Origin of the sequence: Nocardioides luteus, from assembly GCF_014648595.1 — a bacterium.
Taxonomy (GTDB): Bacteria; Actinomycetota; Actinomycetes; order Propionibacteriales; family Nocardioidaceae; genus Nocardioides; species Nocardioides luteus.
Genome location: NZ_BMRK01000004.1, coordinates 172,239 through 194,881, shown reverse-complemented (window position 1 = coordinate 194,881; position 22,643 = coordinate 172,239). Strand labels below are relative to the sequence as shown.

Below are 22,643 nucleotides of genomic sequence, written 5' to 3'. Positions count from 1 at the left end.
GGATCGCGTGACGATGGCCCGCATGACGACCTCTCGAGCAGGCACCCCACGCGAGCGCGCCCGGGCGCAGACCATGGACGAGATCGTCCGGATCGGTCGCGAGCACCTGGCCGTCCACGGCGCCGCCGCGCTCTCGCTGCGGGCCGTCGCCCGTGATCTCGGCGTGGTCTCCTCGGCCGTCTACCGCTACGTCAAGAACCGCGACGAGCTGCTCACCCTGCTCCTCGTCTCCGGGTACGACGAGCTCGGCGACGCCGTCGACGCCGCGATGGCCGAGGTGCCCGAGGACGACCACCGAGCCCGGTTCATGACGCTCGGCCGAGCTGTCCGGACGTGGGCGCTCGCCGAGCCCGCCACGTACGCCCTGCTCTTCGGGTCACCCGTCCCCGGATATGCCGCACCGGACGAGCGCACCAGCGTGCCTGGCACCCGCGTCCCGACCGCGATGCTGCGCGTGGCCGCCGGTGCCATGTCGGCCGGTCGGCTGAGCGTGCCCGAGCAGCCGGGGGAGGTCTCACCGGCTCTTGCGGAGGGGCTCCAGGGCATCCGTGACCAGATCGGGCTCGACCTGCCCGACGCCTACCTCGCTCGCGGCGTGCTCGTCTGGACGAGCCTCTTCGGCCGCGTCAGCTTCGAGGTCTTCGGCCAGTTCGGTCGCGACAGCTTCGGCGACCCCGCCGGTCTCTTCGAGCTCCACCTGGCCACCTTGGCCGACGAGCTCGGCCTCCGCAGCGCCGACCAGCCACACAGCTCGGCCCCGGATCTCAAGGACTGAGATCCGGGGCCGGGCTTGACGGGCACTTTGTGGACTTGACGGGTGTTGCAGTGCCCGTCAAGTCCAGGGATACCCGGTCGACCGGGTATCCCACACTCCTAGAACGACTACTTGATCTCCGCGATCACAGCACCGTTGGAGACGGTCTCACCGACCGTGGCGCTCAAGCCGGTGACGGTGCCGGCCTTGTGGGCCTTGAGGGGCTGCTCCATCTTCATCGCCTCGATGACCACGACGACGTCGCCCTCGGCGACCTCCTGGCCCTCCTCGACGGCGATCTTGACGATGGTGCCCTGCATCGGCGAGGTGACGGAGTCGCCGGAGGCGGCCGCGCCGGCCTTCTTGGCGGAGCGCTTCGGCTTCTTCGCGGCTGCGCCGCCGCCGACCGCGAGGCCACCGAGGCCAGCGGGCAGCGAGACGTTGAGGCGCTTGCCGCCGACCTCGACGACGACGGTCTGACGCTCGCCCTCCTCGGCCGGCTCACCGGCCGCACCGGAGTAGGGCGTGATCTGGTTGTCGAAGTCGGTCTCGATCCAGGTCGTGTAGACGTCGAAGGAGCCGTTCTCGGCGGTGTAGGCCGGGTCGCTGACGACGGCCTGGTGGAACGGGATGACGGTCGGCATGCCGTCGACCTTGAACTCATCCAGGGCACGGCGCGAGCGCTCGAGCGCCTGGGTGCGGTCGCGGCCGCTGACGATCAGCTTGGCGATCAGCGAGTCGAACGAGCCCGGGATGGTCTCGCCCTTCTCGTAGCCGCCGTCTAGACGTACGCCCGGGCCGGCGGGCGGGGCCCACTCGGTCAGGGTGCCGGGGGCGGGCATGAAGTTGTTGCCGCCGTCCTCGGCGTTGATGCGGAACTCGATCGAGTGGCCACGGACCTCGGGGTCGTCGTAGCCCAGCTCCTCGCCTGCGGCGATGCGGAACATCTCGCGGACGAGGTCGATGCCGGTGACCTCCTCGGAGACGCAGTGCTCGACCTGGAGGCGGGTGTTGACCTCGAGGAAGGAGATGGTGCCGTCGGCGGCGACCAGGAACTCGCACGTGCCGGCGCCGACGTAGCCGGCCTCGCGCAGGATCGCCTTGGAGGACTCGTAGAGGCGCTTGTTCTGGTCCTCGGTGAGGAACGGCGCGGGGGCCTCCTCGACCAGCTTCTGGTGGCGACGCTGCAGCGAGCAGTCGCGGGTGGAGACGACGACCACGTTGCCGTGCTGGTCGGCCAGACACTGGGTCTCGACGTGGCGCGGCTTGTCGAGGAACTTCTCGACCAGGCACTCGCCGCGACCGAAGGCGCCGACGGCCTCGCGGACCGCCGACTCGTAGAGGTCGGGGATCTCCTCGAGGGTGCGGGCGACCTTCAGGCCGCGACCGCCACCGCCGAAGACCGCCTTGATGGCGACTGGCAGACCGTGCTCCTTGGCGAAGGAGACGATCTCGGAGGCGTCCTCGACCGGGTCCTTGAGGCCGGGGGCGAGCGGCGCGCCCGCCTTCAGCGCGATCTGCTTGGCCTTCGCCTTGTCGCCGAGGGCGTCGATCGCCTCGGGCGAGGGGCCGATCCAGGTCAGGCCGGCGTCGATCACGGCCTTGGCAAAGTCGGCGTTCTCGGCGAGGAAGCCGTAGCCGGGGTGGACCGAGTCCGCGCCGGACTGGCGTGCCACATCGATGATCTTCTCGATGGACAGGTAGGACTCCGCCGGCGTCGCTCCGCCGAGCGAGTAGGACTCATCGGCCAGGCGCACGAAGAGCGCGTCACGGTCGGGGTCCGCGTAGATCGCTACGGAGCCGATTCCGGCGTCCTTGCACGCGCGGATCACTCGAACGGCGATCTCACCGCGGTTGGCGATCAGGACCTTTGTCAGTGGCTTGCTCAACGAGAACTCCTCCATCGTGAATGCAAGGACATGCTAGGGGAGTCGATCCGGCCTGGCTCCAGACGTCCGTAGTAACGATTGTCACACTCGGGTGAGCTGAGCGAGCGACGAGGTGATCCGGTGGTACACGGCGTCGTCGACGGGCACGCCCGCATGTCGCAGCGTCAGCACCGCCGCTCCGGCCAGGCCGTCGGTGGCGATGACGGCCCCGGGCGCCACCCGAGCGGCGAACCCGGGCTGGCGGGCCAGCACGCTCCCGGCCGCGACCAGCGGCCCGTCGACCTCAGGCGTACGCACCGCCGCCAGCGTCTCCGCCAGCCCGGCCGCCGCCCGGTCGAGGATGCCCGCGGCGACCTCGTCCCCGGCCTCGGCCGCGGTGAAGACGAGCGCTGCGAAGTCGGCCAGGCGCAGCGGCGGCATCGCGTAGAGCGCGCCGGTCGCCGCCACGAGGGTGTTGGTCCGCCCGCCCTGGAGCCCCGCGTCGTGCGGGGTCCCGAGGCGGTCGAGCACCAGGCCGGTCAGCGACGTCTCCGCACCCCGACCGTCGAGCGGCGCCAGCCCGGCACGTACGACCTCACGACCCAGCCAGAACCCCGAGCCGACGTCGCCGAGCAGCCAGCCCAGCCCGTCGGAGATCGCCGCCAGCCGGCCGTCCTCGACCCGCACCGCAGCGGCGCCGGTGCCGGAGAGCAGCACGTACCCGTCGGGCGCCGCCGTCCCCGAGAAGTACGCAGCCAGCACATCGAACTCGAAGACCGGCTCGTCCTCGACCAGATCGGAGATGGCGGACACGATCGCGGCCCGGTAGTCGGGGTTGCCCGTGCCTGCGACGGCCAGAGCAGCGCCGGAGACCCGGTCGATCTCCGCGGTCTTCAGAGCCTGGGTGACCGCGGACCGGATCGCCGTCGTGGCGGCGTCGACGCCGGCGGAGGTCGGGTTGCCGCTGCCGGCCTTCCCGACGCCGGTGCAGCGCCCGTCGGAGGAGACGACGACGGCGCGAGTGCTGGTGCCTCCCGCGTCGAGTCCCAAGTAGTTGTGAGTCATTGACACCGTTTCGTAACAGAAAACCATTGCCAGGCGTACTCTCTCCAAATAGTTTTCGAGCGCAGGCCTCGGCATATCGTCGCGGCGCGAGTTTGCAAAGTGGGTGGACTAATTGACCAGAGACGTGTTCGCGGCCTTCGACGAGCAGGTTCGCACACGCCTGTCCCAGCTGCAGTCATCGGCGCAGTCCGGCGGCCTCGACGAGGCGGTCGAGGTGATGGTCGACAGCATCCGGAACGACGGTGTGCTGCAGGCGTTCGGCACCGGCCACTCCCAGGCCTTCGCGATGGAGATCGCCGGCCGGGCCGGTGGGCTGATCCCGACCCACGCGATCGCGCTGCGCGACACCGTCCTCAAGGGTGACCGCCCGGCGAGCGACCTCGAGGGAGGCCTGCTCGAGCGTGACGACAACATCGCCGACGAGGTGTGGGGCCTCCACGAGTTCCACCCCGCCGACGTCTTCCTGATCGCGTCCAACTCCGGCGTCAACGGCTCGATCGTCGGCATCGCGCTGCGCGCCAAGCAGGAGGGCCACAAGGTGATCGCGGTGACCAGCCTCGAGCACACCAACGCGGTCGCCCCCAAGCACCCCAGCGGCAAGCGCCTGGCCGAGATCGCCGACGTGGTGATCGACAACCTCGCCCCGTTCGGCGACGCCACCGTCCCCCTCGGCGACCAGGCCGACGACGGCGTCCTCGCCGGCGCGGTCTCCTCCATCACCGCCGCCTACATCGCCCAGCTGCTGACCCTCGGCACCGCCGAGCGGATCCGGACGGCGGGCGGCACCCCGCCCCTCTATCTCTCCGCCAACATCCCGGGTGGCGATGAGCACAACGATGCATTGAAGGCTCGCTACGGCGAGCGCATCGGAAGCATGGCCTGAAACCCGTAAGAAGAAGTAAAGAGGAACCCACCCGAAAGAAGGCAGCACGATGTCCCAGCAGCTTCACCGGCTCGACCGCCGGACCCTCCTGCGCGGCAGTCTCGCCGGCGCCGCGCTCGTGTCGCTCTCCGGTGCACTCGCCGCGTGTGGCGCGCCCGGCAGCGACGGCGAGAAGTCGGGCGGCGGCACCAAGTCCGCCTCCAACCCCTTCGGAATGGCCGAGGACGGCACCGTCGACGCGGTGATCTTCGACGGCGGCTACGGCTACGACTATGTCGAGTTCGCCGCCGGCGTGGTCGGCAAGGAGTTCAAGGACGCCGACATCAAGGTCAGCGCCACGACCAAGATCGCCACGGAGCTGCAGCCGCGCTTCGTCGGCGGGACGCCCCCGGACCTGATCGACAACTCGGGTGCGGACCTGATCGGGTTCAGCTCGATCGCCGCCCAGCTCGAGGAGCTCGACGACGTCTTCGAGGCGGAGAGCTACGAAGGCACCAAGATCGCCGACACGCTCTACCCCAACGTGAAGAGCACCGGCACCTACAGCGACCGGTTCGTGGCGATCAACTACGTCATGACCCTCTACGGCGTGTGGTACTCCGCCTCGCTCTTCAAGGAGAACGGCTGGACCCCGCCGAAGACCTGGGACGAGGCCCTCGAGCTCGGCGCCAAGGCCAAGGCCAAGAAGAAGTACCTCTGGGTCTGGGGCAAGGAGGCGGCGACCTACTACCGCACCCTGGTCATCGACTCGGCGGCCAAGGAGGGCGGCGACGAGGTGCGCCTCGCGCTGGAGAACCTCGAGAAGGGCGCCTGGTCCCACCCGGTCATCCAGGGCATCCTCGAGAAGCTCGGCGAGATGGTGAAGCAGGACATGTTCGTCCCCGGTGGCGCCGGCACCCAGTTCACCGCCGCGCAGGCCAAGTGGTCCAACGACCAGCAGGCGCTCCTCTACCCGAGCGGCGGCTGGATCGAGAACGAGATGAAGGACGCCACCAAGGAAGGCTTCGAGATGACCGGCATCCCGGAGTTCGTGCTCAGCGCGGACTCCAAGCTGCCGTACGAGGCCATCCGGGCTGCGGCCGGTGAGGCGTTCATCGTGCCGAGCAAGGCCAAGAACCCGGCCGGTGGCAAGGAGGTCCTCCGGGCGATGCTGTCGAAGGAGGCCGCGACCAACTTCTCCAAGACGAAGCTGGCCCCGACCATCGTCAAGGACACCATCCCGGACGACGGCTTCGGCTCCGCGGCGCTGAAGTCGCAGAGCGCGATGCTCGACGCCGCCGGTGAGAACACCTTCAACTTCCAGTTCTACGACTACTACGGCACCAACGCCGACGAGCTGGTCGTGTGGAACTCGTTCCTCTCCGGTGACCTCGACGTCAAGGGTCTGACCAAGGCTGTCCAGGGCATCTTCGACAAGGTCGCCGACGACTCATCGATCGAGAAGCTCAAGGTCTCCTGACACCATGCCGGACCCATCCACCACGATGGCGGTGGCAGCCAGCGGTCCCCCCGAGGAGAATCCTTGGGGGGCCGCCCCCGGCCGCACCCGCCGCAAGCTCACCCTCGACCGGGCGCTGTTCATGGCGGTCTTCCTCGGGCTGCCGGTCGCGGTCTTCGTCATCTTCGTCGTCGTCCCGATCGCCCAGGCGCTCTTCTACTCGCTGACCGACTGGACCGGCTTCTCCCCGGAGATGAACGTCATCGGCCTCGACAACTACGCCAAGCTCCTCGACGACGACACCTTCCTGAAGGCGCTGCGCAACAACGTACTGCTCACGCTCGTGGTGCCGTTCGTGACGCTCGTGGCGGCGCTCGCGATCGCGGTGGTCGTGACCACCGCGGGCCCCAGCACGGGTCAGGTACGCGGCCTCAACGGCTCCGGCTTCTACCGGGTCGTCTCGTTCTTCCCCTACGCCGTCCCGGCCGTCGTCATCGGTCTGCTCTGGGCGCAGGTCTACGACCCCGCCGCCGGCCTGCTCAACGGCATGCTGACGGGCCTCGGCTTCGACGGCTTCGAGAACTACGCCTGGCTCGGGGAGGTGCGTGCCGCGATGCCGGCCTCGATGTTCGTGATGATCTGGGCCAACATCGGCTTCTACACGGTGCTCTTCGTGGCCGCCATCAAGGGCGTCCCCGCGGAGATCTACGAGGCCGCCCGCATCGACGGCGCCGGCCGCTTCCGCACCGCCATCTCGATCACGCTCCCCTCGATCCGTGACAACGTGCAGACGGCCTACATCTACCTCGGGATCCTCACCCTCGACGCCTACGTCTTCATGGCGGCGCTCGCTCCCGGCGGGGGTCCCAACAACAGCACCCTGACGATGAGTCAGCACCTGATGAACACCGCCTTCAAGAAGAGCCAGTTCGGCTACGCGACCTCGATGGGCGTCGTGCTCGCCCTGGTCACGCTGATCTTCGCCGCCCTGGTCTTCGCCGTCTTCCACTTCGCAGGCGGACGCGACAAGAAGGGAGACGTACGCGCATGAGTGCCGTCACTCTCGACAAGCCCGTCGCCGCCGGCTCCCAGGGCCAGCGGCGCACCCCCGGCGACGCTCTCGTCGCCGGCACGTCCCACACGATGCTGATCCTGTGGTCGGTGATCGTCATCGTTCCGTTCTGCTGGGTGGTGCTCTCCTCGTTCAAGACGTCGAAGGAGATCCTCGCCTCGCCGTTCTCGCTGCCGGCCGAGTGGAGCTTCGAGAACTACACCAGCGCCTGGACGAAGGCCGGCATCGGGACGTACTTCTTCAACACCGTCATCGTCGTCGGCACCGCGCTGGTGCTGGTGATGCTGCTGGGGGCGATGTGCGCCTACGTGCTGGCCCGGTTCGAGTTCTTCGGCCGCAGCTTCATCTACTACTCGATGCTCGGCGGGCTGACCTTCCCCGTCTTCCTGGTCATCGTGCCGCTGTTCTTCGTGCTCCAGGGGTTCGGGCTGCTCAACACGCTGCCCGGCCTGATCCTGACGTACGTCGCGTACGCGCTGCCGTTCACCGTCTTCTTCCTCTACGCCTTCTTCAAGACGCTCCCCGACGACGTCTACGAGGCCGCGATGATGGACGGTGCGGGGGAGTGGCGCACGTTCTTCCGGATCATGCTGCCGATGGCCGCGCCCGGCATGGCCGGCGTCGCGATCTTCAACTTCCTCGGTCTGTGGAACCAGTTCCTGCTCCCCGTCGCGCTCAACACGCAGCGGGAGAACTGGGTGCTGACCCAGGGGATGGCGTCGTTCTCCTCTCAGGCCGGCTACAACGTCGACTTCGGTGCTCTCTTCGCGGGTGTGGTGATGACCGTGCTCCCGGTGCTGGTCGTCTATCTGATCTTCCAGCGGAGGATCGCCGGAACGGTCTCGACCGGCACCTTCAGGTGATCTTCCCGGTGGTCGAGCCTGTCGGGACCCAGAAGTTGTGACGCGGATCTCGCGCCCCAGGTTAATAAGCGCTAACCTGGGGCGCGTGACCGCTTTTCTCCAGCCCGAGCACGAAGAGTTGCGTGCTGTCGTCCGTGACTTCGCCCAGAAGGAGATCGCACCCCACGCCTCGCAGTGGGACCGCGACCACCACTTCCCGGTCGATGTGGTCCACAAGATGGGAGAGCTCGGTCTCTTCGGTCTGACCGCCCCCGAGGCGTACGGCGGCGGCGAGGGTGACCTCGTCGCGCTCTGCGTCGCGATCGAGGAGCTCGGCCGCGTCGACCAGTCCATCGGGATCACCCTCGAAGCCGCTGTCGGCCTCGGCATCAACCCGATCCTCACCTACGGCACCGACGAGCAGAAGGACCGCTGGCTCCCCGACCTCGTCGCCGGGAAGAAGCTGGCCGGCTTCGGGCTCACCGAGCCGGGCGCCGGCTCCGACGCCGGCGCGACCGCCACCAAGGCCGTCCTGGACGGTGACGAGTGGGTCGTCGACGGCTCCAAGCAGTTCATCACCAACTCGGGGTCGTCGATCACCTCGGTCGTGACCGTCACCGCGCGCACCGGGGTCCGGGAGAACGGCAAGCCCGAGATCAGCACCATCATGGTCCCGTCGGGCACGCCGGGCTTCACCGCCGAGAAGAGCTACGACAAGCTCGGCTGGCACGCGTCCGACACCCACCCGCTCACCTTCGAGGGCGCCCGGGTGCCCGCCGAGAACCTCCTCGGTGAGCGCGGCCGCGGCTACGCCCAGTTCCTCGCCACCCTCGACGACGGCCGCGTCGCGATCGCCGCGCTCGCCGTCGGCTGCATCCAGGCCTGCCTCGACATGGCGCTCGAGTACGCCGGTGAGCGGCAGACCTTCGGCGGCCCGATCGGCCGCAAGCAGGGCGTCGCCTTCCAGATCGCCGACCTCGAGGTCATGCTGCGTGCCTCGCGCCTGCTGACCTACGAGGCCGCCGCGATGAAGTCCGGCCTCGAGTCGGGCTCGGTCTCGATGAAGGAGTTCAAGCAGGCGGCGGCCGCCGCCAAGCTGTACGCCACCGAGTCGGCCGTCACCGCGACCCGCATCGCCACCCAGGTCTTCGGCGGCTACGGCTTCATGGAGGAGTACCCGGTCGCGCGCTTCTACCGCGACGCGAAGATCCTGGAGATCGGCGAGGGCACCTCCGAGGTGCAGCGCATGCTGCTGGCTCGTGGCCTCGGTCTGCCGGTGGAGTAGATCATCCGGGCTGAACAGATGGCACGAAGTAATCAGGCGCCATCTCACCACTGACCGTTTACTGTGAGTGCATGGTATTCGGGGGACGGCTGCTGGGTCGGCTGCGTCGCACCCGCCTCTTCGGGGAGGTGATCCGCTTCATGATGGTGGGCGGAATCGCGACCGCAGCCGCCTTCGTGCTGTTCAACGGCCTCGTCCACGGCTTCTTCTTCGGTGCGGGTCCGATGAACGGCCAGCCGATCCCGGCGTACGTCATCGCCAACACGGTCGGCATGCTGATCAGCTATGACCTGAGCCGTCGCTGGACGTTCCGCCACCGCGTCTCCGACCATCCCGACGGCGGCTTCACCGCCTACGTCGTGATCAACGCGGTCACCATGCTGCTGCCGATCGCGTGCCTCTACGTCACCCGCAACATGTTCGGCTGGGACAGCGCGATCGCCGACAACGTCTCCGCCAACGTGGTCGGCGTGCTGCTTGGCCAGGTCGCCCGGTTCTTCCTGTTCCGGAAGTTCGTCTTCGGTCGCCCGATCCGCTACACGCAGGTCTACGGCAGCGTCGAGGAGGAGGCGGCGGCCCTCGGCTTCACCGACGACAAGACGGTGATGATGGCCCCAGAGCGACGTGAGACCCGCCAGGTCGTCAGCGGCTCCACAGATCGGGCCACGCATGACCGAGCCGGCTGACCAGGTCGCGTAGCAGCGGCAGGCTCACCCCGACCACGTTGTGGTGGTCGCCCTCGATCCCGGTGATGAACGCGCCACCCAGCCCGTCGATCGTGAACGCACCGGCGACGTGCAGCGGCTCGCCGGTGGCGACGTACGCCTCGATCTCCTCGTCGCTCACGTCGGCGAAGTGCACCGTCGTGGCGGCGGTCTGAGACACCTTCTCGCCGGTCGCGGTGTCGGTGAGCGCGTGCCCGGAGACGAGCACGCCGCTGCGCCCCCGCATCTGCCGCCAGCGCTGGGTCGCCTCCTCGGGGTCGTACGGCTTCCCCAGCGGCTTGCCGTCCAGCTCCAGGACGCTGTCGCACCCCAGCACGAGCGCTCCCTCGGGGACCTCGGGACGGCTCGCGACGGCGTCGCGCTTGAGCTCGGCGAGGCCGAGCGCGAGCTCTGTCGGAGGCAGCCCGTCGAGCCTGCTCTCGTCGACACCGGAGACGATGACGACCGGGTCGACACCGGCGTTGCGCAGCGTCTGGAGGCGGGCGGGGGACTTAGAGGCGAGGACCAGCGTGGTCATGACCCAACCCTAGGGCGGGTCGTCCTTCACTTCGGTCAGTGACCCCGCTAGGTTTCGCACTTCCAACCCAACTCTATGAGGAGAAAATCGCCGTGGCAGATCACACGCCGCCGCCCCCGCCCCCGCAGCAGCCGTACGGTGCCGGCCCCGTGGGCGAGGTCCCGCTGAGCCAGCCGCTGCGCGGTGCGTCGCCCCGCGACGCGATCGCCCGCTTCTTCAAGAAGTACGCCTCGTTCGAGGGTCGCGCCAGCCGCTCCGAGTTCTGGTGGCCGTGGCTCTTCGCCGTCATCGTCAACATGGCGATCAACGTCATCCTCGGCGCCGACTCGACGGCCGGCTCCATCATCGGCGGCATCTTCGCGCTCGCCATCCTGGTCCCGCAGCTCTCCGTCGGCGCGCGCCGCCTGCACGACACCGGCCGCTCCGGCTGGTGGCAGCTTCTCTACCTGACCTGTGTCGGCGTCATCGTGCTGATCGTCTTCTGGGCGATGCAGGAGAAGCCCGAGGGCGACAAGTACAACGTCGCCTGACCCAGGGCTAACCAACCGCGGCGATCAGTCTCTAGACTGATCGCCGCTCGCCGAAGTGGTGGAATTGGCAGACACGCAGGATTTAGGTTCCTGTGCTCCAGGGCGTGCGGGTTCAAGTCCCGCCTTCGGCACCAGCACAACTCTCGCCTCGAGCCTCGTTCAGGGCTCGGGGAACGTGATCCGCGTCAGCCGGCTGTTCGCCCAGTCCGCGAGTCGGGTCGGCCGGATGGTGCCGGGGTCGTGGGGCTGGTTGAGGTCGGCGACGATCGCTGTCAGCACCGTCTGACGCTCGGCCGGGTCGGTGACGGGTGTGGCATGGGCGGCGAGGTCTGCGCGGACCCCGTTCTTCAGGTGGAAGGTGAAGTCCGGGTCGGCGAGCAGGTTCGCGTGCCAGTCTGTCGCCGCTCCGCCGGCGCCGCTGCACAGGTACGTCCTGCCGGCGGCTCGGTAGAAGAAGATCTCGATACGGCGGGGTCGGCCCGTGCGGCGGCCTCGGGTGGTGATGTCGATGATCCGTTCGCGAGTCCCCGCGGCTGGGGTGATCTCGATCGCCTGCCGGATGCGCTCGGGGAGGTGGGACAACGACTCCGGCGCACTCATGCGGGCTCGCTCTGGAGAGCGGGGCCGAGCTGGAGGCCGCCGTCGATGACGTACTCGGCACCCGTGATGAACGACGCTGCCGGGGAGCTGAGGAACAGGAGCAGCTCGGTGACGTCGGCGGGTTCGCCTAGCCGGGGGATGGCGAACGGCTCGGGTGAGTAGAAGTCGGCGATCGCCGCGGAGGCGCCGGCGGCCGGCTCGTGGATGAAGGGCGTCGCGATCACACCTGGATGGATCGTGTTCACGCGGACACCGTCGCGACCGAGCTCGAGAGCCGCGGTGCGGGTGAGCCCGCGCACGGCCCACTTGCTGGCGACGTACGGCGCGTAGTGCGCGGTCCCGCCCAGGCCCATCGTCGAGGCGATGTTGACGATGGACCCGCCGCCGGCGCGACGCAGGGCGGGCGCGGCTGCCTTCGTGCCGAGGAAGGCGCCGGTGAGGTTGACGTCCAGGATGCGCGACCAGGTCGCCTGGTCGGTGTGCTCGATCAGAGCCGGCGGGTTCTGGATGCCGGCGTTGTTGACCAGCACGTTCAGGCCGCCGAAGGTCTCCTCGGCAGTGCGGATCGCCGCAGCCCAGGACTCCTCGTCGGTGACGTCGAGCTCGGTGAGGCGAGCCCGGGGGCCGAGCTCGTCGGCGAGTGCCGCGCCGCGGTCGGCGGCGCGTTCGCCGATCAGTACGTTCGCGCCCTCGGCATGGAACGCGCGGACGTGGCTCGCACCCTGACCACCGGCTCCGCCGGTGACGAGCACGGTCTGATTGCTGAAGCGGTTCATGATCGACCTCCCTGAGGTGGTGAGTCGAGTGACTCACCTCGTGTCGAGCGTAGGCAGACCGTGGATGGCGAGTCAAGCCACTCACCTCGTACCATCGGCGTATGAGCAGCGATGAGCCCACCTACCACCAGCGCGTCGCCAGGGAGAAGCGCGAGCTGATCGTCGCGGCAGCGACCGCGCTGTTCCTGGAGCTGGGTTACGACCGCACCTCGCTCGCGAAGATCGCCGAGCGCTCCGGGGTCTCGAAGGCGACCCTGTTCAAGCAGTTTCCGACCAAGGCGGCGCTGTTCGACGCCATCGTCACCGAGTCCTGGTCGGCTGCCGACGAAGGGGAGCGGCCGCCCGCAGGCGACGTCGTCCGAGGTCTTGGCGCGATGGGCCGCCGTTACGCGGAGCTGCTGCGCCGACCCCGGATGACCGACCTGTTCCGGATCGTCATCGCCGAGTTGCCGCGGTTCCCGGAGCTGGCGCAGGCGCAGTTCTCGAACGGGAAGATGCCCTACTTCGAGTCCGTACGCGGCTATCTCCTGGCCGAGCAGGAAGCCGGGACGGTGCAGATCGAGGACGTGGACCTCGTCGCCACGCAGTTCCTCGGCATGATCTCCAACTACATCTTCTGGCCGGTGCTTCTCGTTCCGGGCTGGGAGGTGGACGACGAACGCGTCGCCCTGGTCGTCGACGAGGCCGTCCGCACCATCGCGGCCAGGTACGCCACGACAGAGGTGTCTCACTCGGGGTGAGAGCCCGCGCGGTCCTCGCAGAGGTTCCGGGTCCGACCCGGGGCGCACCAGGGGCGATCCCCATGGACAACGGGTACCTGACCCTCAAGGATGGAAGGACAGCACCCATCCAGAGAGGGATGAAGACATGTCGTTCAAGGACAACGCGTCCAACTGGCGCGATGGCGTCCAGAAGGGCGTCGAAGGCGCCAAGCCCGCCGTGGAGGACGCCAAGGTGAAGTCGGCGCCCCACCTCGTCACCGGCGGCGAGAAGGCCGTGGAGAAGGCCGGCGAGTTCAAGGCCCAGATCGAGGCCAAGCGAGCCGCGATGGCCACCGCCCCCGACGCCGACACGCCGCGCAACCAGGCGCTCTCCGGCCTCCTCCAGGTCGGTTCCGCAGCGACCGACGTCGCCGCCCACGCGGGCGAGTGGCTCAAGGAGACCGGTGCCAGGTGGAGCGCCGGCGCCGGCCCCGTGGTCGTCGAGCCGAAGGAGATCCCGGGGGACGTACCTCCGCCGCCGGACTTCCAGAAGCCCGACGACCAGCAGCAGTAGGAGCTCTCGCTAGGAAGCCAGACCGAGGTCGCGGCGGAGCTTGGCGACGTGCCCCGTCGCCTTGACGTTGTACTGCGCGACCTCGATCTTGCCCTCCTCGTCGACCACGAACGTCGAGCGGATCACGCCCTCGACGACCTTGCCGTAGAGCTTCTTCTCGCCGTACGCGCCGTAGGCCTGGTGCACCGAGAGGTCCTCGTCTGAGGCCAGGGTGATGGTGAGCCCGTCACGCTCGCGGAACTTCGCGAGCTTGGCGGGCTTGTCCTTCGAGACGCCGACCACCTCGTAGCCGGCGGCCTTCAGCGAGTCGATCGAGTCGGTGAAGTCGCAGGCCTGCTTGGTGCAACCGGGGGTCATCGCGGCGGGGTAGAAGTAGACGATCACCTTGCGGCCACGCAGGCTGCTGAGGGAGACCTCGGCTCCGGTGTCGTCGGGAAGAGTGAAGTCAGGGGCAACATCGCCCGGCTCGAGACGCGTCATGGAGCCAACCTAGCGAACATTCCCAGGCGAACCGCAGCGGTGGAGCGCGCTGTGGACGTACGCCGGTTGCTAAGGTCTGCGCATGTCCAAGGACCAGACTTCCTCGCTCGAGTCCGAGATCGAAGAGATCCGCGAGCGGCTCGCAGGCACCATCGACGAGCTGATCTACCGGGGCAGCCCCAAGACGATCGTCCAGCGCCAGGTGGCGGCCCTCAAGGCCGTCTACGTCGACCCCGTCTCCGGTGAGCCGAAGATGGGCAACATCGCCAAGACCGTCGGTGGAGTGGTGGGCACCGTCGTGCTCATGGCGACGCTGCGTAAGATCACCAAGGTCAACTGAACCCCCACCGGCAAGGCAAGACCGACGTGACCGACAAGACCCCCATCAAGATGCTCCATGACCGAGTGCTGGTCGAGGTCGGGTCCGATGCCGGTGAGCGCCGATCCTCGGGCGGCATCGTCATCCCGGCGACGGCTGCCATGGGCGCCGCCCGGCGGCTGACCTGGTCCCGCGTGGTCGCCGTCGGTCCGCACGCGCGCGCCGTGGAGATCGGCGACACGGTGCTCTTCGACGCCGACGACAAGCCCGAGGTCGAGGTCGCCGGCGAGGTCTACGTGCTGATGCGCGAGCGTGACGTTCATGCTGTCGCTGCGGATCGGATCGCGGACGAGTCGACTGGACTTTATCTGTAGGTCGGCGGGGCATCTGGCCCCTCATACACGCGCCGAGTCGGCGCATCAGCCCCCTCGCGCTCGCTTCGCTTCGCGCGGCACGGGGGCAGATGCGCCGACTCGGCATCACGAGTTTGCGCGACTCGGCATCACGAGTTTGGCAGTGCGTTGAACCGGTGCGCCAGCACGACGATGTTGCTGTCGTACGACGAGCCGTTCCAGTCGGTGCAGGTGATGATCACCAGGCGGCCGTCGCCGTGGTCCTGACCGAAGATGCGCTGGGCGTCCTCGGCCAGCTCCTTGCGGCTGAGCACCTCGACGGAGTCGACTTGGTGCTGGAAGGTGCCGTCCTTGGTGACGATGTCGACCTCCTGCCCCTGCTCGATGTGGTCGAGCTTGTTGAGGCTGCCGCCGCCGGTGTGCACGGTGTGGCCGGTGACCACGGTCTGACCCTGGTCCGATCCCGGCTTGGCGCTGCCGACCCACCAGCCGATCTCGCGCGGGTTGCGCGGCGGGTCGAGCACCTCGCCGTGTAGGCGGATCGGGACGACCCTGGCCTTGGTGTCCAGGCCGGGCAGCTCGAGCCGCTTCGGGGCACCCGGTGGCACTTCGACGGCGGCGCTGCCGCTGGGCCACATCAGCCCGGCGACCACCAGCGCCACCGCGAGGACGACGAGCGCCGTCCACAGGCCGCTCGCCGCCGCGGCGAGCCGCGACGGCGAGTCGGTCGTGGAGCCGGTCCGGCTCTCGTCAGCCACGCCGCAGGACGCGGAAGTACGTCGCCGTGCCCGCGCCGCCTGCCGCGAGGAGCAGCAGGGCGACGAGCGCGATGCGCCCGGCGCTGCCGTCGTCGTAGCTCTCCATGCCGGCGGTCACGACGGTCGGGATCGAGGCCGGCGGCTTCTCGCCCGCCTTGGCCGGCGGCGGGTTCTTCGTCACCGTCTTGGAGACCGGGCTGTTCGGGCCGCAGTGGCTGGTGCCGACGGTCAGGTGGGCCAGGCTTCCGCCGACGAACGCCTCCGCCGCCGGGAGGACCTTCATGTCGAGCGCGGTCACGGTGATCGCGCCGGGCGAGGTGTCCTGGGCGTTGAGGGTGATGTCGAGGAGGTTCTGCTCCAGCGGGGCCAGCTGCTCGCTCAGCGAGGTCAGCAGCGGCTTGAGCAGCTGCTGCTGGAGCTGGTCGACGACGGGGTCGATCGGGCTCAGTGCGCCGTCGAGGCCGTTGGTGAGCTGGGTGCGCAGACCGGCGAGGACCGCGTCGACGACGCCGGCGAGATCGGTGACGACCTTCTGGTTGACGCTCGGATCGACCGGCAGGTCGACCAAGGTGATCTGCTTGCCGTCAGGCATCTTCACGTAGGCCCGCGTTCCGGCGATGCTGCTGTCGCCGGTCGCGGTCTTGGCATTGGCGGTGCAGCTGCTCTGCACGGCGCCGAGGTCGACGTAGAGACCGGGGCTGCCGAGTGCCTTGACGATCGGGGCCAGAAGCCCCGAGAGAGCGCCGGTGATCTGATCCTGGAACGGCTTGAGCGCATCCTGGGCCTGCTTGTCCATGCCCTGGAAGAGATCCGACTCGAGCACCCGGAGCTTGCTGAAGTCGAGGCTGCCCGCGTCGAGCGAGAGGTTGTTGCCTCCGCTCAGGCAGTCGCCGTCGCCGGCGGCGACCACGGTCGCACCGTCTCCGGCGAGCCCGGAGCAGGCCGCGGAGGTGGCGTCGCCGGTGGCGACGGCGTCCTGGGCCAGCGTGCCGAGGTGGATGGCGTCCTGACCGCCGAGCGCCGTGATGAGCGGCTCGTTGGTGCCTTCGGCCGTCTCCTTGGAGCCGTCATGGGTGACGGCATAGGTGCCTGAGTCGGTCGCTCCGGTGCCGGCGAGCTCGAGGCTCAGCGCGGTTGCAGACGCCTGCGACACCGTGGCGGCGTTCGCAGGTGCGGCCGACAAGGCAACCATGGCAGCGGCGGCCGCGACGGCGGCGCTTCGCGCGATGAGTGTTGTGCGCACGTACTTCCCTCCCAATAGATCTTCGTCACATCAACTGATGAGCAACGCCCGAGGTTACGGGCGAGTAGACCGCTTCTGCGGTGCGGAATCACCGGTCACAGACGGTGCCGTCCTTGTCGCCGTCGCGATACCACTCGTACTCGGCGTCGCGACCCTTCTGGTACGGCCCGAAACCCTCCGCGATGGCCTTGGCGCAGGTGTCGAAACGGGGGTCCTCGTCGCTCGACCCGCCTGCCGGGGTCGCGGCCGGGCTCTCGCTCGGGTCCGCATCGCCCGGCGGCGGGCCGCTCTGAGCCAGCCGGACGGTGATCTCGGGGTTGTCGCAGCCGGCGGCGACATCCTCCAGGGCGGCCTTCTCGGCAGGGTCGACGAAGAGGCTCCAGCGGATCTTCACGGCGACCCAGTCGGAGACGTACGTGCAGTGGTAGCTCGTGTCGTCGGGCATCCAGTCGGCCGGGTCCTGGTCGCTCTTGCTGCGGTTGCTGGCAGCCGTCACGGCGACGAGCGCGCGCGGGTCGCCGAGGTCGTTGGCGTACGCCTCCCGCTCCTCGTCGTCCCACGCGTCGGCGCCGGACTCCCAGCTCTCCTTGAGCGGGACCATGTGGTCGATGTCGAGGCCGCCGGCCCGCTTGACGGTGGTGGCGTCGTAGACCGAGACCCACTCGCCGCGAGTGACCTCGCACTTGCCGCGCGCCTTCTTGCGCGCCTCCTCGAAGAGCACCTCGACGCGCGTGTCCTGGCAGTCGCCGTCGGCGTCGACCCAGTGCTTGAACTTCTCGCGCTCATAGCCGGAGCCGACCTCCTCGGCGACCGGGAGCTTCGCGATGGCCTCGTTCAACGGCAGGCTCACCTCCTCTCCGCTGCTGGCGCCGTATCCGGCTTGGACGGCGGTCTCGGGCTCGGGGATCTCGGCGCAGCCGGCGCAGAGGAGTACGACGGCGAACAGGGTCGCCAACGGGCGCAGCATGGGGTGACTTTCCAGAGAGACGGGGAAGAGCTCTGGGGAGCATCGGGGGCGGCCCAACTGTGGCGGATCCGAGCGCAGGCGGCACGTAGGCGCGCCGTTTGGATCGAGCATCAAAACGACTCCCGGGCCAAGGCGTGGAGCCTTGGCCCGGGAGCCGGGTGTTGCAGGTTCTACAACAGTCCTATACAGGTGTTCTGATCAGCAGATCAGGCCTTCGCGCGGCGCAGCAGGAACCACCGGGTGGCGGCAGCGGCGGCGACGAGCAGCACCAGCGCGCCTCCGGCGAAACCGCCCTTGGCGGCCGGGGAGGAGAGCAGGTCGAGCTCGGCGTTGGCCGGGGCGTTGTCCGGCTGCACCTTCAGGGCGGCGTCCGGGTCCGACTTGTCGCCGGAGACGACGACGTCGACGTTCTTCTTGTCACCGGTGGCGGCAGCCTTCTCCTCGGAGAGGGAGAGACCGTTGGTGCCGCAGGTGCTGGTGCCGATGGCGACGTTGGCCGCGGTCGGGGCGCCGACCTTCTTCACGGCGTCGAGCACCTTGATGTCCAGGGCGGAGACCTCGAGCGACTTCGCGGTCTTCTCCTGCTTGTTCAGGGTGAGCTTGACCAGGTCGCTCTCGAGACCCTTCAGGACCAGCGCGAGCTGCTCCTTGATGTGCTCGATGAGGTCGATGCGGATCGAGATGTCGAGGACGTTCGGCGCGATCTTGCTCTTCAGACCCGACTGCAGCAGCGTGTCGACGCGGCCGAGGAGGGCGTCGGTCACCGGGGAGAGGTCCGGGACGACCGTCGTGTTCTTCTTCGGGTTGGTCGGCAGGTCCGCGACCTTGATGTCGCCCTTGCCGGGGACGTTCACGGTGACGGCAGCGTTCTTGAGCTGCGTACGGCCCTTGAAGTCGGTGCCCTGCGCCATGCAGGTGGCCTCGGCGGCGTCCAGGTCGAGACCGACGGAGAGGCCGCCGACCTTGGTGAGCACGCCGGAGACGATGTTCTGGACCAGGTCGTTGACCGGGCCGAGCTTCACGTGGACCGACTTGCTCTGGTCGTTGAGCAGGTAGTCGGTGGTGGCGCCCAGCTTCTGCAGGTTGAGCTCGGCGAGGTTCACGTTCACGGCCTCGCCCGGCTTCACGCAGCTCGAGCCGTCGCCGATCGCGACCAGGGTCGCGCCCTTGCCGGCGAGGGCCGAGCAGGCGCCGGAGTAGGCGGTGCCGTCCTGGAGAGCGGCGGCCGCGTCCTGGGCGAAGACGCCCACGGAGAGCAGCTGCTGGTCGCCCTTGAGGATCGGGAGGGCCGGCTTGTTGGTGCCGGTGTTGACGGTCTTCTTGCCGTTGTAGGTGGCGGTGTAGCGACCGGTGTCGACCTTGACCTTGTCGGACACGTTGACGGTCAGGGCGACCGAGGAAGCCTTGGCCTGGGGCTTCTCAGACTTCGCAGCAGACGCCGGGGCCGCGGTCACGGAAAGACCGATCATCGCGGTGGCCGCAACGAGGGCGGCGGCTCCGCGGACCGAGAGTGGGGAGCGCAAGTGACTTCTCCAATGATGTTGATAACTGTCGATGACAGGGGCACGACAAGTGGAAGTCAGCCTCTGCAGCCCCCCGGTTGCTGTGACTCGCCGTGACGAAGCGGGGAGTCTAGCCACGTCGATTCGCCCCCGCCTAGCGCTCGCCCCCCGGTCGAATTCGCAGAAATTCGGCCGTAACTTCGCTGGTAACAGGTCGTGGCCGGGCCCGCTCCGGGCTTGCAAATGACGAATGTCCCGGGGACCGGCAGCGATATGGACAGGTCGTGTGGATCCTGTGCCCGGCTCGTTCCTTCGGGGGCGGATCTCAAAGAATTGGATTCAATTCCCGGATCGGGAACTCAGGATGGTCTCAGGAGATCCTTGATGGCTTCCTGACAATGTGTCAGCATCTTGGGCGGAAGGCTGATCGTCTCCGCCGCGACCGACTGGAGCCCACATGTCCGCCGTTCTTGCCGACGAGACCTCCGGGGCTCCGCTCTCCGCGATGATGCGCGAGGGTTCGCGCCTGGAGCACACCGAGGCCGAGAGTTCCTCGTTCATGGCGGAGCTGCTCTCCGGCCGGGTCAACCAGCAGGGGTACGCCGACTATCTCCTGCGCCTGCGTCGGGTCTATGCCGCGCTCGAGGAGGTCGGCCACGACCTCGCCACCACCGACCCGATCGTGGCGGCCGTCCACGACGAGTCGCTGGAGCGCCTGGCCGCGATCGACGCCGACCTGGAGCTGTGGGCTCCCGGTGCCGACGGTGGCGTCGAGTCCGATGCTGCCGATGCGTACGTCGCCCGGATCGAGGCCACCCGCTCCTGGGGCGGCCTCTACGCAGCCCACCACTACACGCGCTATCTCGGCGATCTCTCCGGAGGACAGGCGATCGGCCGCATCCTCGACCGCGACTTCGAGCTCGACGGTGACGGGGTGGCCTTCTACGAGTTCTCCGAGATCCCCAAGCCGAAGCCCTACAAGGACGGCTACCGCGCCCGCCTGGACGCGCTCGACCTCGACCCCGCCGAGAAGCTGCGGGTCGTCGAGGAGGTCCGCGTCGCGTTCGGGCTCAACCAGGCGCTCTTCGAGGAGCTCGGCGCACGCCTCGAGAGCTATCGCAGGTGAACTAGGGTTCGGTCCCGTGCCCCGCATCGCCGCCGAGAACGTCCCCGAGCACCGCAGGCTGGTGCGCGAGCGGATCTTCACAGCGTTCGCCGAGCTGATGGCCGAGGGCAGCTACGACGCGATCAGCATGTCGCGGCTGGCGCAGCGTGCCGACATCGGCCGCACCGCGATCTACCACCACTTCAAGGACCGCGACGCGGTGATGGTCGCGTTCGCGACCCGCGAGACCTCCGAGTATGTCGCCTCCCTCCGGGCCCAGCTCGCCGTGAGCGACGACCCGGCGGAGCGGCTGCGGATCTACGTACGCAACCACCTCGCGCTCAGCGAGCGGTTCCACATGGGCTTCGGCCCGCAGGTCTACGGCGGCCTGCCCGAGGAGGCGCGCGCGGAGATCCGCGAGCACGTCGTCGCCGTCGAGCGGGTGCTCGCCGAGATCCTCCAGCAGGGCGCCGAGCAGGGCGTCTTCGTGGTCCCCGACCTCGACGCCACCCTCGCGCTCGTCCACGCCGTCCTCGGCACCCGCCACCTCCCCGCCGAGCGGGTCGAGGAGTTCGTCCTGCGGGCCGTCGGCGCTCCGTAGATCCCTGCAGAGCGGGTCGGAGGTCAGTCGGCTCGTGTGCCCTTGACGGTGGGGGCGACGGTGGCGGTCGCCGGGCCGTACACAGCCAGCGCGATCGCGAGCGCTGCGAGCGACCCGGTGTCGTGACGACCCACGAGCGCGACGTTGAGCGTCGAGCCGATGGAGGACGCGATCATCGTGACGTACAGCGGAAGAGCGGTCGTCGCGATCAGCCGGAAGGAGCTGCCTGAACTCTCTTGCGGCCCATCGCCGCTGGTCGACCGCACCGCCTCACCGTAGGGCACGATCGAGAACCCATCGAGAAAGTTTTGAGACCTGACGCATACGAGGGTCCGAGCCCGGTTACCGGTCGAATCGCCGACGGGGCAGTCAGAAGCTTCATGGGGGTGACTGTTCCGGTCCGTGTGGGGCGGTGAAGGTGAGGGGAAGACACCGCGAGTGTGCTGTTGCGTTGAGGCCTCGGACTCGTTCCGGGGTCGCAGCCAAGGGGGACAGCGCCTCGAGCGGTGAATACCAGATCCTGAACGGCGGGTGAGGGGGAGCGCCTCGGTCTACGGACCGGGGCGCTCTTCATCTTCCTCACCGACGGCGCCGGTCGTTCCACACGTTGATGTTGCTCTTCGCCGGCCGGATCTCATCGACGGAGAGCCAGGCATGGCGGATCTCCGGGTGCGGGTACGTCGTGTCGACCCAGATCACCCAGGCTCTCCACCTGCCCTTGTGCAGCTCCCACTTGAGCACCAGGCCAGGCATCGGCGGCGGGTAGTTGCGCCGCTGGCGGTGCACCCACACGTGCAGCCACCGCCTGGGCTGGGGCCAGGCGTCGTTCTTGGGAGGGTTGGCCGACACACCTCAGCGTATCGAACGCATGTTCGAGTCGGAGTGCCGGGTCAGGCCTTGGTCGTCGGTGCCGTGCTCGCCTCGAGGAAACGGCACAGTACGGCGGTCGCGTCGTCGTGCCGCTTCCCGTTGAGCCTGCCGGTGGCGGTCTCGTCGGCCATCCGCGTACGCCGCACCAGCTCGTGCGGACCGGCGTCGAGGATGTCGAGGAGCTGCTCCCAGCTCTCGCCGTGTCGCTCGACCAGCGTCGCTGCGCCGTCGGTCAGCACGGCAGCGGCGCGGAGGGGGCGGTCGGTGAGTGCGATGCTGCCGGTGACCGCGTGGAGGGCGGCGTCGGGCCTGGTGCTGGCGACCCAGAAGCCGGCCTCGGAGTTCCGAGCCGCGGCGACCGCGGGGACGGAGTAGTCGTCGAGGTGGTCGAGCCGGTCGTCGGTGATCGCCAGGACGTCCCCGTCGTCGAGGTGGAGGACGATCGGGGAGTCGGCGAGGACGAGGTAGTCGACCTGGTCGTCGCGCAGGCGGAGCAGGGCCACCGTCGAGGACGGACTGTTCGGGTCGGTGAGGTCGCAGGAGGCGGCATGGTCGTCGCACACCTGCTGGATCGCCTGCTCGAGGTTGTCGGCGAGGCTCTTGGTGTCCGGGTCGGTCAGCCCCTCCGCGAGTCGGAGGCCGAGGTGACGTACCAGCCATGGCACGTCGTGGATGCATCCGGTCTCGAGTCCGGGCACCGGGGTCGCACCGTCGAGCACGATCACGAAGTCGTCGCCGGCGAGGACGAAGTCCTCGTTGTGCACATGGGTCGGCGATGTCTCGGTGTAGACCTCGGTGCACAGCTGCATCGTCAC

The 22,643-nt window shown here is 68.6% G+C and carries 27 protein-coding genes and 1 tRNA gene; 15 read left to right on the top strand and 13 right to left on the bottom strand.

The window, feature by feature from the left end:
- Positions 1-22: 22 nt before the first annotated feature.
- On the top strand, positions 23-775 hold the full coding sequence (locus tag IEY81_RS07390; protein ID WP_229787492.1) for a TetR/AcrR family transcriptional regulator: 753 nt from the start codon (positions 23-25) through the stop codon (positions 773-775).
- A gap of 107 nt (positions 776-882) precedes the next feature.
- Here the strand turns inward: IEY81_RS07390 and IEY81_RS07385 are convergent, their stop codons facing one another.
- Together IEY81_RS07385 and IEY81_RS07380 are read right to left on the bottom strand one after the other, a co-directional pair.
- The gene (locus tag IEY81_RS07385) at positions 883-2,658 is read right to left on the bottom strand and encodes an acetyl/propionyl/methylcrotonyl-CoA carboxylase subunit alpha (RefSeq protein ID WP_189117809.1); all 1,776 of its coding nucleotides are present in this window, start codon (positions 2,656-2,658) and stop codon (positions 883-885) included.
- A 66-nt stretch (positions 2,659-2,724) separates the two neighbouring features.
- On the bottom strand, positions 2,725-3,687 hold the full coding sequence (locus IEY81_RS07380) for an N-acetylglucosamine kinase (RefSeq protein WP_189117808.1): 963 nt from the start codon (positions 3,685-3,687) through the stop codon (positions 2,725-2,727).
- A gap of 112 nt (positions 3,688-3,799) precedes the next feature.
- Between IEY81_RS07380 and IEY81_RS07375 the strand changes: the two genes are divergently transcribed.
- From IEY81_RS07375 to IEY81_RS07350, 6 genes are all read left to right on the top strand, one after another.
- Positions 3,800-4,570: a sugar isomerase domain-containing protein gene (locus IEY81_RS07375; protein ID WP_229787490.1), complete on the top strand. Its 771-nt coding sequence runs from the start codon at positions 3,800-3,802 to the stop codon at positions 4,568-4,570.
- 49 nt (positions 4,571-4,619) lie between these two features.
- Positions 4,620-6,029, top strand: a complete 1,410-nt coding sequence (gene ngcE, locus IEY81_RS07370) for an N-acetylglucosamine/diacetylchitobiose ABC transporter substrate-binding protein (RefSeq protein WP_189117807.1) — start codon at positions 4,620-4,622, stop codon at positions 6,027-6,029.
- Between the two features lie 4 nt (positions 6,030-6,033).
- Entirely contained in the window at positions 6,034-7,059 is a 1,026-nt protein-coding gene (locus IEY81_RS07365) for a carbohydrate ABC transporter permease (RefSeq protein WP_189117806.1), read from the top strand.
- Positions 7,056-7,943, top strand: coding sequence for a carbohydrate ABC transporter permease (locus IEY81_RS07360; protein WP_189117805.1), 888 nt, complete (start codon positions 7,056-7,058; stop codon positions 7,941-7,943). The genes IEY81_RS07365 and IEY81_RS07360 overlap by 4 nt, the downstream gene beginning before the upstream one ends.
- An 85-nt stretch (positions 7,944-8,028) precedes the next feature.
- Positions 8,029-9,207 (top strand): acyl-CoA dehydrogenase family protein, encoded by a 1,179-nt coding sequence (locus IEY81_RS07355; RefSeq protein WP_189117804.1) that lies wholly within the window; start codon positions 8,029-8,031, stop codon positions 9,205-9,207.
- A 71-nt stretch (positions 9,208-9,278) separates the two neighbouring features.
- Positions 9,279-9,893 carry a GtrA family protein gene (locus IEY81_RS07350; protein WP_189117803.1) on the top strand — a complete coding sequence of 205 codons (615 nt, stop codon included), beginning with the start codon at positions 9,279-9,281 and terminating at the stop codon, positions 9,891-9,893.
- Here the strand turns inward: IEY81_RS07350 and IEY81_RS07345 are convergent.
- A complete protein-coding gene (locus tag IEY81_RS07345) occupies positions 9,850-10,449 on the bottom strand; it encodes a Maf family protein (protein ID WP_189117802.1) in 600 nt (199 codons plus the stop codon). The genes IEY81_RS07350 and IEY81_RS07345 overlap by 44 nt on opposite strands.
- 92 nt (positions 10,450-10,541) lie before the next feature.
- On the opposite strand from IEY81_RS07345, the gene IEY81_RS07340 reads away from it, so the two are divergent.
- Both IEY81_RS07340 and IEY81_RS07335 read left to right on the top strand, forming a co-directional pair.
- Entirely contained in the window at positions 10,542-10,979 is a 438-nt protein-coding gene (locus IEY81_RS07340) for a DUF805 domain-containing protein (protein WP_229787488.1), read from the top strand.
- A 49-nt stretch (positions 10,980-11,028) separates the two neighbouring features.
- Positions 11,029-11,113: transfer RNA gene (locus tag IEY81_RS07335), tRNA-Leu, on the top strand.
- A gap of 25 nt (positions 11,114-11,138) precedes the next feature.
- Here the strand turns inward: IEY81_RS07335 and IEY81_RS07330 are convergent.
- Together IEY81_RS07330 and IEY81_RS07325 are read right to left on the bottom strand one after the other, a co-directional pair.
- Positions 11,139-11,579: a nitroreductase/quinone reductase family protein gene (locus tag IEY81_RS07330; protein ID WP_189117801.1), complete on the bottom strand. Its 441-nt coding sequence runs from the start codon at positions 11,577-11,579 to the stop codon at positions 11,139-11,141.
- Complete coding sequence (locus IEY81_RS07325; protein WP_189117800.1) at positions 11,576-12,355, bottom strand: SDR family NAD(P)-dependent oxidoreductase; 780 nt, start codon at positions 12,353-12,355, stop codon at positions 11,576-11,578. Before IEY81_RS07325 ends, IEY81_RS07330 begins: the two co-directional genes overlap by 4 nt.
- Before the next feature lie 101 nt (positions 12,356-12,456).
- Here IEY81_RS07325 and IEY81_RS07320 point away from each other — a divergent pair, with 101 nt between their 5' ends.
- Together IEY81_RS07320 and IEY81_RS07315 are read left to right on the top strand one after the other, a co-directional pair.
- A complete protein-coding gene (locus tag IEY81_RS07320; protein ID WP_189117799.1) occupies positions 12,457-13,095 on the top strand; it encodes a TetR/AcrR family transcriptional regulator in 639 nt (212 codons plus the stop codon).
- A gap of 127 nt (positions 13,096-13,222) precedes the next feature.
- The gene (locus IEY81_RS07315) at positions 13,223-13,630 is read left to right on the top strand and encodes a hypothetical protein (RefSeq protein WP_189117798.1); all 408 of its coding nucleotides are present in this window, start codon (positions 13,223-13,225) and stop codon (positions 13,628-13,630) included.
- A gap of 9 nt (positions 13,631-13,639) precedes the next feature.
- On the opposite strand, the gene bcp is transcribed toward IEY81_RS07315, so the two are convergent.
- A complete protein-coding gene (gene bcp, locus IEY81_RS07310) occupies positions 13,640-14,110 on the bottom strand; it encodes a thioredoxin-dependent thiol peroxidase (RefSeq protein ID WP_189117797.1) in 471 nt (156 codons plus the stop codon).
- 82 nt (positions 14,111-14,192) lie between these two features.
- On the opposite strand from bcp, the gene IEY81_RS07305 reads away from it, so the two are divergent.
- A complete protein-coding gene (locus tag IEY81_RS07305) occupies positions 14,193-14,450 on the top strand; it encodes a DUF3618 domain-containing protein (protein ID WP_189117796.1) in 258 nt (85 codons plus the stop codon).
- A 26-nt stretch (positions 14,451-14,476) separates the two neighbouring features.
- Positions 14,477-14,803, top strand: a complete 327-nt coding sequence (locus IEY81_RS07300; RefSeq protein WP_268244488.1) for a GroES family chaperonin — start codon at positions 14,477-14,479, stop codon at positions 14,801-14,803.
- A 128-nt stretch (positions 14,804-14,931) separates the two neighbouring features.
- Here the strand turns inward: IEY81_RS07300 and IEY81_RS07295 are convergent, their stop codons facing one another.
- From IEY81_RS07295 to IEY81_RS07280, 4 genes are all read right to left on the bottom strand, one after another.
- On the bottom strand, positions 14,932-15,540 hold the full coding sequence (locus tag IEY81_RS07295) for a class F sortase (RefSeq protein WP_189117795.1): 609 nt from the start codon (positions 15,538-15,540) through the stop codon (positions 14,932-14,934).
- A complete protein-coding gene (locus IEY81_RS07290; protein ID WP_189117794.1) occupies positions 15,533-16,783 on the bottom strand; it encodes a hypothetical protein in 1,251 nt (416 codons plus the stop codon). Before IEY81_RS07290 ends, IEY81_RS07295 begins: the two co-directional genes overlap by 8 nt.
- Before the next feature lie 88 nt (positions 16,784-16,871).
- On the bottom strand, positions 16,872-17,750 hold the full coding sequence (locus IEY81_RS07285; RefSeq protein ID WP_189117793.1) for a GmrSD restriction endonuclease domain-containing protein: 879 nt from the start codon (positions 17,748-17,750) through the stop codon (positions 16,872-16,874).
- Between the two features lie 206 nt (positions 17,751-17,956).
- The gene (locus tag IEY81_RS07280) at positions 17,957-19,273 is read right to left on the bottom strand and encodes a hypothetical protein (protein WP_189117792.1); all 1,317 of its coding nucleotides are present in this window, start codon (positions 19,271-19,273) and stop codon (positions 17,957-17,959) included.
- A 436-nt stretch (positions 19,274-19,709) separates the two neighbouring features.
- On the opposite strand from IEY81_RS07280, the gene IEY81_RS07275 reads away from it, so the two are divergent.
- A complete protein-coding gene (locus IEY81_RS07275) occupies positions 19,710-20,378 on the top strand; it encodes a biliverdin-producing heme oxygenase (protein WP_189117791.1) in 669 nt (222 codons plus the stop codon).
- Between the two features lie 16 nt (positions 20,379-20,394).
- Positions 20,395-20,958, top strand: coding sequence for a TetR/AcrR family transcriptional regulator (locus tag IEY81_RS07270; RefSeq protein WP_189117790.1), 564 nt, complete (start codon positions 20,395-20,397; stop codon positions 20,956-20,958).
- A gap of 23 nt (positions 20,959-20,981) precedes the next feature.
- Here the strand turns inward: IEY81_RS07270 and IEY81_RS07265 are convergent, their stop codons facing one another.
- The 3 genes from IEY81_RS07265 to IEY81_RS07255 all read right to left on the bottom strand — a co-directional run bounded on the left by IEY81_RS07265 (position 20,982) and on the right by IEY81_RS07255 (position 22,637).
- Positions 20,982-21,242, bottom strand: a complete 261-nt coding sequence (locus IEY81_RS07265; RefSeq protein WP_189117789.1) for a hypothetical protein — start codon at positions 21,240-21,242, stop codon at positions 20,982-20,984.
- 295 nt (positions 21,243-21,537) lie between these two features.
- Positions 21,538-21,807, bottom strand: a complete 270-nt coding sequence (locus IEY81_RS07260; protein ID WP_189117788.1) for a hypothetical protein — start codon at positions 21,805-21,807, stop codon at positions 21,538-21,540.
- Positions 21,808-21,848: 41 nt separating this feature from the next.
- Positions 21,849-22,637, bottom strand: coding sequence for a protein phosphatase 2C domain-containing protein (locus IEY81_RS07255; protein ID WP_189117906.1), 789 nt, complete (start codon positions 22,635-22,637; stop codon positions 21,849-21,851).
- Positions 22,638-22,643 lie beyond the last annotated feature (6 nt).

What these genes read in the sequence shown, in the direction of transcription:
- IEY81_RS07390 (WP_229787492.1), top strand. Translation starts at nt 23, where the DNA reads ATGACGACCTCTCGAGCAGGCACCCCACGCGAGCGCGCCCGGGCGCAG.
- IEY81_RS07385 (WP_189117809.1), bottom strand. Translation starts at nt 2,658, where the DNA reads ATGGAGGAGTTCTCGTTGAGCAAGCCACTGACAAAGGTCCTGATCGCC.
- IEY81_RS07380 (WP_189117808.1), bottom strand. Translation starts at nt 3,687, where the DNA reads ATGACTCACAACTACTTGGGACTCGACGCGGGAGGCACCAGCACTCGC.
- ngcE (WP_189117807.1), top strand. Translation starts at nt 4,620, where the DNA reads ATGTCCCAGCAGCTTCACCGGCTCGACCGCCGGACCCTCCTGCGCGGC.
- IEY81_RS07365 (WP_189117806.1), top strand. Translation starts at nt 6,034, where the DNA reads ATGCCGGACCCATCCACCACGATGGCGGTGGCAGCCAGCGGTCCCCCC.
- IEY81_RS07360 (WP_189117805.1), top strand. Translation starts at nt 7,056, where the DNA reads ATGAGTGCCGTCACTCTCGACAAGCCCGTCGCCGCCGGCTCCCAGGGC.
- IEY81_RS07350 (WP_189117803.1), top strand. Translation starts at nt 9,279, where the DNA reads ATGGTATTCGGGGGACGGCTGCTGGGTCGGCTGCGTCGCACCCGCCTC.
- IEY81_RS07345 (WP_189117802.1), bottom strand. Translation starts at nt 10,449, where the DNA reads ATGACCACGCTGGTCCTCGCCTCTAAGTCCCCCGCCCGCCTCCAGACG.
- IEY81_RS07330 (WP_189117801.1), bottom strand. Translation starts at nt 11,579, where the DNA reads ATGAGTGCGCCGGAGTCGTTGTCCCACCTCCCCGAGCGCATCCGGCAG.
- IEY81_RS07325 (WP_189117800.1), bottom strand. Translation starts at nt 12,355, where the DNA reads ATGAACCGCTTCAGCAATCAGACCGTGCTCGTCACCGGCGGAGCCGGT.
- IEY81_RS07320 (WP_189117799.1), top strand. Translation starts at nt 12,457, where the DNA reads ATGAGCAGCGATGAGCCCACCTACCACCAGCGCGTCGCCAGGGAGAAG.
- IEY81_RS07315 (WP_189117798.1), top strand. Translation starts at nt 13,223, where the DNA reads ATGTCGTTCAAGGACAACGCGTCCAACTGGCGCGATGGCGTCCAGAAG.
- bcp (WP_189117797.1), bottom strand. Translation starts at nt 14,110, where the DNA reads ATGACGCGTCTCGAGCCGGGCGATGTTGCCCCTGACTTCACTCTTCCC.
- IEY81_RS07305 (WP_189117796.1), top strand. Translation starts at nt 14,193, where the DNA reads ATGTCCAAGGACCAGACTTCCTCGCTCGAGTCCGAGATCGAAGAGATC.
- IEY81_RS07285 (WP_189117793.1), bottom strand. Translation starts at nt 17,750, where the DNA reads ATGCTGCGCCCGTTGGCGACCCTGTTCGCCGTCGTACTCCTCTGCGCC.
- IEY81_RS07275 (WP_189117791.1), top strand. Translation starts at nt 19,710, where the DNA reads ATGTCCGCCGTTCTTGCCGACGAGACCTCCGGGGCTCCGCTCTCCGCG.
- IEY81_RS07255 (WP_189117906.1), bottom strand. Translation starts at nt 22,637, where the DNA reads ATGCAGCTGTGCACCGAGGTCTACACCGAGACATCGCCGACCCATGTG.